General features: G+C 54.3%; 10 protein-coding genes. 9 read left to right on the top strand and 1 reads right to left on the bottom strand.

Annotated elements, in window-relative coordinates:
• Positions 1 to 21 precede the first annotated feature (21 nt).
• A complete protein-coding gene (locus CBE73_RS06135; protein ID WP_094093474.1) occupies positions 22 to 1,809 on the bottom strand; it encodes an Rqc2 family fibronectin-binding protein in 1,788 nt (595 codons plus the stop codon).
• Between the two features lie 182 nt (positions 1,810 to 1,991).
• Between CBE73_RS06135 and CBE73_RS06130 the strand changes: the two genes are divergently transcribed.
• From CBE73_RS06130 to priA, 9 genes are all read left to right on the top strand, one after another.
• Positions 1,992 to 4,790 (top strand): calcium-translocating P-type ATPase, SERCA-type, encoded by a 2,799-nt coding sequence (locus tag CBE73_RS06130; protein WP_094093473.1) that lies wholly within the window; start codon positions 1,992 to 1,994, stop codon positions 4,788 to 4,790.
• 83 nt (positions 4,791 to 4,873) lie between these two features.
• Positions 4,874 to 5,710 carry a diaminopimelate epimerase gene (gene dapF, locus CBE73_RS06125; RefSeq protein WP_094093472.1) on the top strand — a complete coding sequence of 279 codons (837 nt, stop codon included), beginning with the start codon at positions 4,874 to 4,876 and terminating at the stop codon, positions 5,708 to 5,710.
• 141 nt (positions 5,711 to 5,851) lie between these two features.
• Positions 5,852 to 7,747 (top strand): bifunctional homocysteine S-methyltransferase/methylenetetrahydrofolate reductase, encoded by a 1,896-nt coding sequence (locus CBE73_RS06120; RefSeq protein ID WP_094093471.1) that lies wholly within the window; start codon positions 5,852 to 5,854, stop codon positions 7,745 to 7,747.
• Positions 7,748 to 7,782: 35 nt separating this feature from the next.
• Positions 7,783 to 8,673, top strand: coding sequence for a YicC/YloC family endoribonuclease (locus CBE73_RS06115; protein WP_094096165.1), 891 nt, complete (start codon positions 7,783 to 7,785; stop codon positions 8,671 to 8,673).
• Positions 8,674 to 8,718: 45 nt separating this feature from the next.
• Positions 8,719 to 8,979: an extracellular matrix/biofilm regulator RemA gene (remA, locus tag CBE73_RS06110; RefSeq protein ID WP_005548256.1), complete on the top strand. Its 261-nt coding sequence runs from the start codon at positions 8,719 to 8,721 to the stop codon at positions 8,977 to 8,979.
• A gap of 13 nt (positions 8,980 to 8,992) precedes the next feature.
• Complete coding sequence (gene gmk / locus CBE73_RS06105; protein WP_094093470.1) at positions 8,993 to 9,565, top strand: guanylate kinase; 573 nt, start codon at positions 8,993 to 8,995, stop codon at positions 9,563 to 9,565.
• A 38-nt stretch (positions 9,566 to 9,603) separates the two neighbouring features.
• Positions 9,604 to 9,834, top strand: coding sequence for a DNA-directed RNA polymerase subunit omega (gene rpoZ, locus CBE73_RS06100; RefSeq protein WP_094093469.1), 231 nt, complete (start codon positions 9,604 to 9,606; stop codon positions 9,832 to 9,834).
• Positions 9,835 to 10,022: 188 nt separating this feature from the next.
• Positions 10,023 to 11,249, top strand: a complete 1,227-nt coding sequence (gene coaBC / locus CBE73_RS06095; protein ID WP_094093468.1) for a bifunctional phosphopantothenoylcysteine decarboxylase/phosphopantothenate--cysteine ligase CoaBC — start codon at positions 10,023 to 10,025, stop codon at positions 11,247 to 11,249.
• Positions 11,249 to 13,861 carry a primosomal protein N' gene (gene priA / locus CBE73_RS06090; RefSeq protein WP_094093467.1) on the top strand — a complete coding sequence of 871 codons (2,613 nt, stop codon included), beginning with the start codon at positions 11,249 to 11,251 and terminating at the stop codon, positions 13,859 to 13,861. The genes coaBC and priA overlap by 1 nt, the downstream gene beginning before the upstream one ends.
• Positions 13,862 to 13,867 lie beyond the last annotated feature (6 nt).

Here is a 13,867-nt window from a genome sequence, read left to right as displayed (position 1 = left end):
TTCTGGTTATTTAGATTTCGGTTATTTAATTGCGCTCGGAAGAGACTTGACGAGCTGTTCATCAGGCGTAACGAACAGCGTTCGCTGATGATCATAGATAACAAATCCGGGTTTGGCGCCGCTTGGCTTTCTTACATGCCGGATCAGCGTGCAGTCGACCGGAACGCTGCTCGATTCCTTGGCCTGGCTGAAATAAGCGGCAAGCTGCGCGGCTTCCTCCAGAGTGGCGTCGGAGAAGGAATGCGCGCGGATCAATACGTGTGAGCCCGGAATGTCCTTCGTATGCAGCCAGGTATCATTAGGCGTGCCAAGCCGGTTGGTGATGTATTCGTTCTGCAGATTGTTTTTGCCGACGACCATCTCGATGCCTTCGGAAGAAGTGTAGACATGCAGGGTTGGACGATTGTCCTTTTTCTTCTTCTTCCCGTTCTTCCGACCGCGATCACGCAAATAACCTTGGGAAGTCAGCTCCTCGCGAATTTCCTCAATATCGTTCATACTGGCAAAAGACAGCTGCTGCAGCAGTTCGTCCATATAAGCGATTTCCTCATGGGTTTTCTTGAGCTGCTCGTCGATAACGGCGAGACTGTTCTTGAATTTGTTGTACTTCTTAAAATAACGCTGCGCGTTCTCCGAAGGAGTCAGTAGCGGATCGAGCGGAACCCGGATCATTCGCTGTTCTTCATCGTAATAATTGACGAGCTCGACCTCGGTTTGGCCTTTGGTAATCAAATACAGCGAAGGCAGCAGCAGCTCGCCCCAAATTTTGTATTTCTCCGCATCTTCGGCGTCATCCAGATCCTTCTGCAGATTGGACAGCTTTTTGATGTTTTTGCTCCGCTCGTTCTGCAGGAAACGCAGCAGATCGCTGACCTTTTGCTTGACCGTATCCCGTTCGGCTTTGTCTCCGTAATAATCTTCCATACAGACGCTAATTGTCTCATAGCTGCGTTTGGTTTCCGGTTTGACGATCGTCAGATCAACGGCTGAGAAAATGCTTTTTCCTTTGGCGTTCTCCCCCGAAGTCGGCTGAAAGCGGCCGCCGCGAATCTGTTCCATCATCTCTGAAAAAACGCTCCACAGGCTCTGCTCAAACGCTTCCTCGGCTTGGGTTCCTTCTGCAGCACCTGTAGCTCCTGCAGCCTGGCTCTGGCGCTCAAGCGCGGCCCGGTTAAGCAGCTCCTGGCCGAGCAGCGGGCTTAAGCCGCTGAATGTTTCAACCAGCCACTGAGGCTCCGCAGGTTCAGCCGCGCTCTGAAGATGCTCCAGAAATTGCGGTTTGTCCGTTTCAAGCGGATTCCGTTTGTTCTGCTGGGGCGGCTCGGTATAAGCGAAGCCGGGCATGACCACGCGGTAGCTGCTGATCGACGGAGTGACGTGATGAATGCCGTCCAGCTGCGTGCCTGTAGCGGGATCGACGAGAATAATGTTGCTGTGTCTGCCCATCAGCTCAATGATGATTCTCTTTCGCGAGGTGTCGCCAAGCTCGTCCCTTTGTTTGAGATCCAGGTGGATGATCCGTTCCATGCCGACCTGGCTGACCTGTTCGATCACGCCGCCTTCGCAGTGTTTGCGCAGCAGCATGCAGAACATCGGGGCCTCCTGCGGATTGAGAAATGAAGCTTCGGTGAAGTGCACCCGCGGGTAGGTTGGGTTGGCCGAAAGCAGCAACCGCTGATTGCCGCTGCGCGTTCTTAAATGCATGACAATATCGTTATCCGATGGCTGATGAATTTTATTAATGCGAGCGCCGATGCAGGCCTGAAGCTCATGTACGATAGCGCGGGTTACAATGCCGTCAAGTGCCATAGTTATGATTCTCCTAGTATCCATGTATTGTCTTCCTAATGTCTTCTTTCCCTATGATGCCATACTTAGAGCAAAAACTTAAGTGCCTGTGATATTTCGGGACGGGCCTGAATACATTTACCCTAGGTGGAAAAGCCTTCACGCGGTCAAAAACGCAGAAATTACGGGAGGGAAGAAGGAGCATGGAACAAAATAGTTGGCACCGCCTTGAACCAAAAGAACTGCTGGAATGGTTTCAGGTGAAGCGGGATCAGGGGCTGTCCCCCGAGGAGGCGGACAAGTGGCGGGAGACGGCAGGCTGGAATGAGCTGAAGGAAGCCAAGAAGGTATCCCCGCTGCTGCTGTTTTTGAATCAATTTAAAGACTTCATGATGCTGGTGCTGATGGGAGCTACTCTCATCTCGGGCCTGCTCGGCGAATATCTGGATGCGATTACCATTGTGGCGATTATTGTGCTGAATGGATTTTTGGGATTTATTCAGGAGTTCCGGGCGGAACGGTCCCTGCGGGCGCTTAAGCAGCTGTCGGCTCCAAGTGCAGTAGTGCTGCGCGGGGGCAAGGAAATCGTCATTCCTGCCAGGGAAATCGTTCCGGGGGATATTGTGATGCTGGAGAGCGGCGACCGGATTCCGGCTGATATTCGCTGGCTGGAGACGACCGGCTGCGATGTAGAGGAATCCGCTCTGACGGGTGAATCCCATCCGGTGGGCAAATTCCCTAAAGCTATTCCTGACGAAGATGTGCCGCTGGGCGACCAGAAGAACATCGGCTTTATGGGTACGATGGTCACCCGCGGAAGCGGCAAAGGGATTGTCATCCGCACCGGCATGGATACGGAAATGGGCAAAATCGCCGATCTGATTCAAAATACGGAGAGCCAGGAGACGCCGCTGCAGCGGAGACTGGAGCAGCTTGGGAAGATCCTGATCGTTTTGGCGCTGGCTTTGACGGTGGTCGTCGTATTGGCCGGTATTTTGCATGGACAGCCTCCGGGCAATATGTTCTTCGCCGGTGTCAGTCTGGCCGTAGCCGCTATTCCGGAAGGACTTCCGGCTATTGTTACCATTGCGCTGGCGCTTGGCGTTCAGCGGATGATCAAACGCAAGGCGATCGTGCGCAAGCTGCCGTCCGTCGAGACTTTAGGCTGCGCATCGGTTATTTGCTCGGACAAGACGGGAACGCTGACCCAGAATAAAATGACGGTAACCAAAGTCTGGGCCGATGGCCGGGAATTTAAAGTCACAGGCGAGGGCTATGAACCTCGCGGCGATATTTGGGATGGAGGACGCCCCGTCGATTTGCGCAAGGAGCAGGGACTGCAGCGTATCCTGCAGATCAGCGCCTTGTGTAACAATGCTGAAATTATAGAAACTACCGAGGAAGAAACGCCGAACCGCAAACGTTCGGGAAGTGAAGAGAAGGAATCCAGATGGGTGCTGAAGGGGGATCCGACTGAAGGAGCGCTTATGGCTTTGGCTTCGAAAATGGATCATTCCCCTGCCGCGCTGTCTGCGTATACCAAAGAAACGGAATTTCCGTTTGACGCCAAACGCAAACGGATGTCGGTCCTGGTTTCTCATCAAGGCGGACGCCTGCTGTTTGTAAAAGGCGCTCCGGATATGCTGCTGGACCGCTGCTCCCATATTTTGTGGGACGGTAAGGTTGTTCCGCTTACCGGCACGCTGCGTCAAAAGGTTGGCGCTGCCAATGAATCGATGGCGCGGGGAGCGCTGCGCGTCCTGGGCCTGGCTTATCGCGAGGTACGGCCGCATGATCAGGTAAAAGATGAAGATTCCGCCGAGTCCCAGCTGATCTTTGCCGGGCTGACCGGCATGATTGACCCGCCGCGCCGCGAAGCGCGCGATGCGATTGCCGTCTGCCGCAAGGCCGGCATCAAAACCGTCATGATTACCGGCGACCACGGTCTTACAGCGGAAGCGATCGCCCATGAGCTGGGCATTATCCCCCGCGGCGGCCGGGTGATGAGCGGCCAGCAGCTGGGGGCGTTAAGCGACGATGAGCTGGATAAAGTCAGCGACGAGGTTTACGTATATTCCCGTGTGTCTCCGGAACACAAGCTGCGCATCGTCAAGTCTTTGCAGCGCAGAGGGCATGTCGTGGCCATGACCGGCGACGGCGTCAATGACGCTCCTGCGATTAAAGCGGCTGACATCGGCATCGCGATGGGCATCACCGGTACCGACGTCTCCAAGGAAGCCTCTTCGCTGATCTTGAGCGACGACAACTTCTCTACCATCGTGTCCGCCATCGAAGAGGGCCGTAATATTTATGAAAATATCCGCAAATTCATCCGTTATCTGCTGGCCTCCAATGTCGGCGAAATCTTGACGATGTTTTTTGCCATGCTGGCAGGCCTGCCGCTGCCGCTGCTGCCGATTCAGATTCTGTGGGTCAATCTGGTGACCGATGGACTGCCGGCTATGGCGCTTGGCGTCGACCAGCCGGAGAAGGATCTGATGGAGCACAAGCCGCGCGGGGCCAAGGAAAATATTTTCGCCCGCCGTCTAGGCTGGAAAATCATGAGCCGGGGTATTTTGATCGGCGTTTGTACGCTGGGCGCTTTCTGGCTGACGCTGCAAATTTCGCCGGATGATCCAGGGCAGCTTATGAAGGCGCAGTCCGTTGCTTTTGTTACGCTGGTGATGGCTCAGCTGATTCACGTGTTTGACTGCCGCAGCTCCCGTTCGATCTTCCATCGCAATATGCTGCAGAACAAGTTTCTGGTGTTTGCGGTCTTGTCTTCGGTTCTTATGACACTGGCCGTGATGTACATCGAACCGCTCCAGCCGATCTTCAAGACGGTTCCGCTTGGCGTCCGCGAATGGGCTATCTCCTTTGTGGCGGCTGGCATACCGACCTTCCTGATGGGCGCCGGAAGCGTCTGGTCCAGCAGCCGCCGCCGTCCTGCAGGCACAAACGGCCGTCCAGCAGCGGCGAATAGTACAAATATTCGTGCATAAAATGAATAGCCATCCGGGTTTGCAAAGCATACACTATCCGTTACAATGAGGGTAACAGTACATGCTTTGAGGAGTGGAAGCGGATGGAATTTACGAAAATGCACGGACTTGGCAACGACTTTCTCGTTTTTTACGGGATGGATCAGCTTCCGCAGGGGGCAGCCGAGCTTGCCGTTAAATATTGTGACAGACATTTTGGCGTCGGGGCTGACGGGCTGGTGTTCATTCTTCCGTCTGAACGTGCGGACTTCCGGATGGTAATCATTAACTCGGACGGCACCGAAGCAGAGCAGTGCGGCAACGCCATCCGCTGCGCGGCCAAATACGTTTATGATAACGGGCATATAAACCGTACGGACATTACGATAGAAACGCTGGGTGCCGGCGTGCAGCCGGTAACGCTCACCGTGGAGAACGGTAAAGTGAAGACGGTGAAAGTAGATATGGGCGCTCCGATTCTGGAGGGCCGGCTGATTCCAACGACGCTGGACGGCAGCGAGGTCATTGACCGGCCTGTGGAGGTAGAGGGCGAAACGTTCCGGTTTACCGGCGTTTCCATGGGAAATCCCCATGCGGTGATCTATGTGGACGACGCTCCCGCGTATGATCTTCATACCTGGGGACCGAAGCTGGAAACCCATCCGCTATTTCCGCGGAAAACGAATGTGGAATTCGCGACCGTTACCGGTCCGGAGCGCATCGAAATGCGCGTCTGGGAACGCGGCGCCGGCCCGACACTCGCCTGCGGCACCGGTGCCTGTGCGACACTGGTGTCGTCCGTGCTGAACGGGCTGATAGGGCGCAGCGCCTGGGTTGGCCTCGCCGGAGGCGACCTGTTTATCGAGTGGAATGAGGCGAACAATCACGTTTATATGACAGGGCCGGCGGAGACGGTTTACAGAGGCGAGCTGTCTGTTTAAGAGGCATTTAACTGAACGTTCGGCGGACAGGGAAACCTGCTTGCCGAACGTTTTTGTTTAGAGCTGAAAGAATCTCTTATTTTTCTATCAAATTTATGGTACATTAAATAAAATTTCAGCCCGGAAGAAAGAGGGGAGTTTATGACGGATCTGCGCAAGGCATTAGAGAGCAAAGTATTAATAGGCGATGGGGCCATGGGAACCTATTTATCTCAATTAGGCCACCCCGTCGGAATTTCCTATGACGAACTGAATCTGGTCTCTCCGGAAGCCATCCGCGAGGTGCACACCCAATATATTCAGGCAGGAGCAAACGTCATTGAAACCAATACGTTTTCGGCGAATGCTTATAAATTGTCCAAATTCGGACTGGAGTCCAAAACGGCCGAAATCAACCGGGCAGGCGTGCGGATCGCCAGAGAAGCGGCCGCGGGTGCTTCGGCTTATGTCATCGGTGCGGTAGGTTCGATCCGCAGCGGCCGCCGGATCAATGTTTCGGCGCGGGAGCTGGGCTTGTATTTCGGACAGCAGATCGACGCGCTGCTGGAAGAAGGCGTGGACGGTATTTTGCTGGAAACCTTTTTTGACCTCGAGGAAATGGAAATTGCGGTTAAATGCATACGGGAACGCGGAAATGTTCCGATTATCTCGCAGTTTGCCGTCGATCAGGTGGGACGTACGCTGGACGGTTACGCGATTACGGATGCATTCAGCATTCTGAAGCAGGAAGGCGTTGATGTCGTCGGCTTTAACTGTCATTCCGGCCCTCAAGGCATCATGAGCGTCATTCAGCAGCAGCTGCCTGTGCCGCTTGAGATTCCTTTGTCCGTTTATCCGAACGCAGGTTTGGCCAGCTTTGTGGATGGGAAATATGTATACCGTGCAACGCCTGCTTATTTCGGCGAACGGGCGAAGGATTTTGCAGCGGTGGGAGTGCGGCTGCTCGGCGGCTGCTGCGGGACAACACCGGAGCACATCGCCGAGATGGCGAAAGCGCTGGCGGATTTTGAAACGCAGCCGCTGGCAGAGACGCCGAAGCTTTCCGGGGAATCGGTTTCCGTTATCCGCCACTTGAATGGTAAAGAAGAACGGTCGGCCGGCCGAACGGGAGATCCTGAGTCCCCTACTCTAGTGGACCTGGTTAAACAGCGTCATACCTTGATTGTGGAGCTGGATCCTCCCCGCGATTTGGATATCACCAAATTTATGGAGGGTGCAGCTGCATTGAAGGAAGCCGGCGTCGATGCAGTCACCATGGCGGACAACTCCCTCGCCGTAGCACGAATGAGCAACATGGCGCTGGGCCACCTGGTACAGGATAGGATCGGGCTGCGCACACTGGCGCATATCGCCTGCCGGGACCGGAATTTGATCGGAACCCAGTCGCATATGATGGGATTTGACGCCCTGGGCATCAACCATGTGCTTGCCGTTACGGGCGACCCTTCAAGGTTTGGCGACCTGCCGGACGCCAGTTCGGTTTATGACCTTACCTCGTTCCAGATCATCAAGATGATCAAGCAGCTGAACGAGGGGATTGCTTTTTCGGGTAAACCTTTGAAACATAAGGCCAATTTTGTTGTAGGTGCTGCCTTTAATCCTAACGTCAAACATTTGGACAAGGCGGTTCAGCGTCTGGAGAAGAAAATTGCTTCGGGAGCCGATTACGTGATGACTCAGCCGGTCTATGATCCAGAACTAATCAAGAGAATCAAGGAAGAGACTGCGCATCTCGATATTCCGATCTTTATCGGCATTATGCCGCTGGCCAGCGGGAAAAATGCCGAATACCTGCACAATGAGGTGCCGGGCATTGAGCTGCCGGAGTCTATTCGGGCGCGGATGAGCGGTCTTGCAGGAGAGCAGGGCAGACTTGAGGGAGTCGAAATTGCCAAGGAGCTGCTGGATGCTGCTATGGAGCATTTTAACGGAATCTATCTGATGACTCCATTTTTGTTCTACGAAATGAGCGTCGCTTTGGCAAAATATGTGCAGGAGAAGTCGAAAGAGCGCGCGTCCTACTTGTTTCACTCTTGATTTTCAATTACAATAGTGTAACGGATGTGATGCCGATGTCATTTAGTATGACCGGATTCGGTCAATCCGTTCTGCGTTTAGGCGGTTATGTAATCCAATGTGAAGTCAAATCTGTCAACCACCGGTACTGCGAGATTGTGGTTCGCGTGCCGAGAGAGTGGACATGTTATGAAGACGGATTGCGGCGGCTGGTGCAGAGCCGGGTTAAACGGGGACGAATTGATGTTTATATTAGCAAGGAAAGGGAAGATGAGAGCTCTGCATCCCAGAAGCTCAATCTTTCTGCGGCCCGGGATTATGTGCAATCCGCGAAAGAATTAATGGAAGCCTTCGGACTAGAGGGCATGCCGACGGCTGCCCAGCTTTTGACGATGCCAGGCGTTATGATGCCGGCCGACCAGGCCGAGGATCATAACACCGGCAGTCAAGAGGAGTGGGAAGCCGTTCTTCGTCAGGTGCTTGGACAAGCGCTGGATGGGCTTTCCGCTATGCGTCTCAAGGAAGGAAATCATCTGGCGGAGGATTTATCGCAGCGGTTCAGCCGGCTGGGAATGCTGCATGCGGAGCTGCTTAAGCTGGCTCCCGATGCAGTAGACGAGTACCGGGTCCGGCTTAGAAACCGGCTTGCCGACTTGTTGGAGGGCTCTTTCGATGAGCAGAGATTCAACATGGAGGTAGCGGTGTTTGCCGATAAATCCAATATTGACGAAGAACTGACAAGGCTGAGCAGCCATTTGGCCCAGTGCCAGGGACTGCTGTCCGGGAGCGAGCCTGCCGGAAGAAAGCTTGATTTCCTGATCCAGGAAATGAACCGGGAAGTGAATACGATTGGTTCCAAAGCCAATCATCTCGCAATCGTTAACCTTGTCGTAGAGATGAAAGCCGAACTTGAGAAGATCCGCGAACAAGCGGCGAATCTGGAGTAGCAGCTATGAAGCTCGCGGCACTAAATTAGGGGGAACAACCTGTACATGGCAATCAAACTTATTAATATTGGCTTCGGCAATATCGTGTCAGCCAATCGTATCATTTCCATCGTAAGTCCCGAATCGGCGCCGATTAAACGGATCATTCAGGAAGCCAGAGACCGGCATATGCTGATTGATGCTACATACGGCCGCAGAACGCGGGCGGTAATTATTACGGACAGCGATCATGTGATTTTGTCGGCTGTCCAGCCGGAAACGGTGGCGCATCGTTTATCTACCAAAGACGATGACAATGATGAGTAAAATGGAGAGAACAATGTCTAAAGGGTTATTAATTGTATTATCCGGTCCGTCCGGTGTAGGGAAAGGCACGGTGTGCAAAGAGCTGCGTCAGCGCATGCCGGAGCTCGTATACTCCGTTTCGGCTACGACACGCCAGCCGCGAGTGGGCGAGGAGCATGGCGTGAATTATTTTTTCAAAACGCATGAGCAATTTCAGGAAATGATCGCTAACGACCAGCTGTTGGAGCATGCTCGTTATGTCGATAACTATTATGGCACTCCGCGGGATTTCGTGGAGCAGACGATCAACAGCGGCAAGGACATCATTCTTGAAATTGAAGTGCAGGGCGCGCTCAAGGTCAAAGAGAAATTTCCGGAAGGCGTATTCGTGTTCCTGCTGCCTCCTTCGATGGAGGAATTGAAGGACCGGATCGTAGGCCGCGGAACGGAGAATCAGGCGACGATCGACCACCGCTTGTCAGTGGCAGTTGATGAAATGGGTCTGCTTGAGTATTATGATTATGCTGTAGTTAATGATCAAATCGATCTGGCATGCAAACGAATAGAAAGCATCATTGTCGCCGAACATTGTAAAGTGCATAAATAAAAGGGCGGAAGGCGCCGCCCGAAGAAGAGGTGTAGAGAGTGCTGTATCCATCTATTGATAAAATGCTCGAGAAAGTTGACAGCAAATATTCGCTGGTCGTTGCGGCATCCCGCAGAGCAAGACAGCTCAGAGAAGGCGAAAAGTCCGAGCTTAAGGGGCCTAAATCCCACAAGCAGGTTGGCGTTGCCCTTGAAGAAATCTACGGTGATTTTGTAAAAATCAAACGCGACGGAAACGAGTTTTCCGAAGACGGAAACGAACAGGAATAATCTGCAGCTTTGCTGATAATGACAACCGTAAGGTTGTTATTTTTTTAAAAGAGAAGCGAGTATAAGCCATACACCCTCAAAGAAGGAACGCGGTAACTCCGGTTAGGCCGGGTGCGGCGTTTCTTCCTGTCTGTGGGGATTTTTGCCTGGGAGTTCCGGATATCCAGATTGAAAGCGGGGGAAATAAGATGTTGACCGGCAAAAAAATTGTGCTGGGCGTCACAGGGGGAATTGCGGCGTTCAAGGCCGCTTCCCTGTGCAGCAAGCTTGTCAAACAGGGGGCCGAAGTACGGGTCATTATGACGGAGTCAGCCAAGAAATTTATCGGGGAGCTTACTTTTCTGGCTCTGTCGAAAGCCCCGGTGTACTCGGATACCTTTGACGAAAAAGATCCATCGGTGATCGCGCACATCGATCTCGCCGATTGGGCCGAACTGGTGCTGGTTGCTCCGGCAACCGCCAATATGATCGGGAAGATGGCCGCGGGGCTGGCGGATGATATGCTGTCCACCACATTGCTGGCTACCGAAGCGCCGATTATGGTCGCCCCGGCGATGAATGTACATATGTACCAGCATCCCGCAGTGGTTCGCAATATGAACGAGCTGGTGGAGCGCGGGGTTATGTTCGTTGAGCCCGGCAGCGGACTTCTGGCTTGCGGATATGTCGGAAAGGGACGTCTTGAGGAACCAGAGGAGATTGTGGCTGTTGTGCAGCAGTTCTTTAACCGGGAAGAGGCCCGCACAGCAGGGCCGTTAGCCGGGAAGAAAGTCGTGATCACCGCGGGCGGAACGGTCGAGCGCATCGACCCGGTCCGTTATATTACCAACGATTCTTCGGGAAAAATGGGCTTTGCCCTGGCGGAAGCCGCGCGCGAGCTTGGCGCGGAGGTTGTGCTGATTGCCGGAAACACGCAGATTCTGCCGCCTGCCGGAAAAGGCATCGAGCTGGAGCGCGTCCAGTCCGCGCAAAATATGTACGATGCCGTCATGAGCCATTTTGACGCCAGCGACATCATTATTAAAGCGGCGGCCGTCGCTGATTACCGGCCAGCGGTTCAGGCAGATCGTAAGATCAAAAAAAGCGGGGACACGCTGACCCTTGAACTGGTCAAAAACATCGATATTCTGGAGCAGCTGGGCCAAAGAAAAACCAGGCAGTTCTTGATTGGTTTTGCGGCTGAAACTCATGATCTGGAACAGTATGCCCTAGATAAACTCCGCCGTAAAAACTGCGATCTGATCGTAGCCAATGACGTTACGTCTGAGGGAGCCGGATTCGGCACCGATACGAATATCGTTCATATTTATGATGCGAACGGGCTGGTGCAGGACCTGCCGCTGCTCTCCAAACAGCATACCGCCCGCCGGATTCTCGAACTGGCCGCACAGCGTCTTTCAGGAGCGCAGGCCTGATGTATACGATAGCCAAAGTAATTGTGGATGTGCCGAGCCGCGATACCGACCGGCCGTTTGATTACCGGATTCCGCCGGAGATGGCCTGCTGGATTGAAGTCGGCAGCCGGGTTGGCGTGCCATTCGGACGCAGAACCCTGCAAGGGTTCGTGGTAGGATTGGAGAAACAATCGGATATGGATCCGGCGAGGATCAAGCCGATTCAGGAGCTGCTCGATCATCTGCCGCCACTGTCGCCGGATCTGGTGGAGCTGGCAGGCTGGATGAGCCGCAAATACGCCTGCACGACGATTGCTGCGCTGCAGGTCATGATTCCGTCGGCGCTAAAAGGCAAAGCTGAACGATACATCAGCGTTCCCGATTCGCTGCCTGGACATTTGGAGGCTGCTGCCGGAGCCGGTGTTCCTGCATCAGGCAAAGCGAACAGCCCGGACTTGTCCTACCCGGTTGACGAGTCAGGGAGAGGTGAACAGGGAGAGCTGTTTGCCTTAACGGCGGCGTTGCCTCCCGAAGCCCGCTTGATCCTGGAATTTGTTCGGAACGCCGGTCCTGTCCCGCTATCGCAGCTGGGCAAACGGTATCCCGAAGAAGGAGAATCGGTTAAAGCACTGCTAAGTCAAGGTTTGCTGGTAGAGACTCAGCAGATCAAAGACCAGATGCGCAGAAAGACGGTCAAAACGGTAGCCGCGGCCGTATCCGGCGAGGCGGCGGAAGCGGCGCTTGCTTCGTTTACAGCTCAGGCCCGCCGTCAGAAGGAAGTGCTGGAGTTTCTGCTTGAAGTCGGGATTCCGATTTCACAGCAGGAGCTGCTGTCGACCCTCGGCGTTACGGCAGGAACGGTCAAGAAGCTGGCGGAGAAAGGGTATGCGGTCATTGAGGATGTCGAGGTTTACCGCGACCCTTACGCCGACCGCCGTTTTAAACCGACGGCTCCGCTGGAGCTGACCGAAGAGCAAAGCTATGTATTCGCTAAAATCAACGGAGCCCTTCAGGCCCGTGTTCATGATACCTTCCTGCTGCATGGCGTAACGGGCAGCGGGAAAACTGAGGTTTACCTGCAGACGATTGAACGTTGTATCGCCCAGGATCGTCAAGCCATTGTGCTGGTGCCTGAAATTTCACTGACACCGCAGATGGTAGAGCGGTTTAAAGGACGATTTGGCAACAAGGTGGCGATTCTGCACAGCCGTTTGTCGGGCGGAGAACGTTATGATGAATGGCGCAAAATCCGTGAAGGCAAAGTCCAGGTTGCGATCGGCGCACGTTCGGCTGTGTTTGCTCCTTTTGAACGTCTCGGCCTGATCGTGATGGATGAAGAGCATGAAACCTCCTACAAACAGGAGGAAACGCCCAAGTATCACGCCCGTGATGTCGCCGTTCGGAGAGCGCAGCAGCATGGGGCCGTTGTCATTCTCGGCTCGGCAACGCCATCGCTGGAAAGCTACCATGCGGCGCGTTCCCAGTCTGATGACGAGTTTGCGCCGATGCTGCTGGAAATGCGGAATCGCCCTTTAGGCAGCAGCCTGCCCAAAGTCAACATCGTGGATATGCGGGAGGAGCTGAAGGAAGGCAACCGCTCCATGTTCAGCCGCCCGCTGCATCAGGCGATTGCTGACCGGCTGGAGCGGAAGGAGCAGTCCGTTCTGTTCCTGAACCGCCGGGGCTTCTCGACTTTTGTCATGTGCCGCAGCTGCGGTTATGTGGCGAGTTGTCCGGATTGTGATATTTCACTGACCTATCATGAGAAATCCAACAATATGCGCTGTCATTACTGCGGCCATGCGGAGCCTGCTCCTTCGACCTGCCCGGAATGCGGAAGCGAGCATATCCGCTACTTCGGAACGGGAACCCAACGTGTCGAAGGAGAGCTGGCCAAGCTGTTCCCGGGCATCCGCGTGATCCGGATGGATGTCGATACGACAACGGAAAAAGGCTCGCATGAACGTCTGCTGCAGGCGTTCCGCGAGCAAAAGGGCGACGTTCTGCTCGGCACGCAGATGGTCGCAAAAGGTCTGGATTTCCCGAATGTCACCCTCGTGGGGGCGATTGCGGCGGATTCGGCTTTGAATCTCCCGGACTTCCGCGCGGCCGAGAAGACGTTCCAGCTGCTGACGCAGGTGGCTGGGCGGGCGGGGCGGCATCAGCTGCCGGGTGAGGTTTTTATCCAATCCTATATGCCGGAGCATTATTCAATCGTCCATGCCAGCAGGCATGATTATCTGTCGTTTGTTCGTGAGGAGCTCCAGCACCGCAGGGGGCTTGGCTATCCGCCTTACTGCCGGCTGATCCTGATCACGCTGTCTCACGAGCATATGCCGGTGCTGGTGCGCATGGCTGAGAATTTTGCGGCCGAGCTGCGCGGCAATGCCGTCAAGAAGGGGATATTCGGCAGCCTGGACCGCTTGTCTGCGGAAGCGCTGGACATTCTTGGGCCTATTGCCTCCCCGATGCCGAGGTTAAAGAAACGCTATCGTTTTCAATGTATGGTAAAATATCGGGGAGACATCGACGCGGTTGAGCTGGTGCGGCAAACCGCCGACGGCCTGCTTGGCGGAACCAAAGATCCCCTGTTCCAGATTAGTATCGACGTAGACCCGCAAATGTTGATGTAAGAATGG

Origin of the sequence: Paenibacillus physcomitrellae (assembly GCF_002240225.1) — a bacterium.
Lineage (GTDB): Bacteria > Bacillota > Bacilli > Paenibacillales > Paenibacillaceae > Fontibacillus > Fontibacillus physcomitrellae.
Note: the sequence above shows the minus strand (reverse complement) of the source record. Positions and strands in the feature narration are given on the sequence as shown.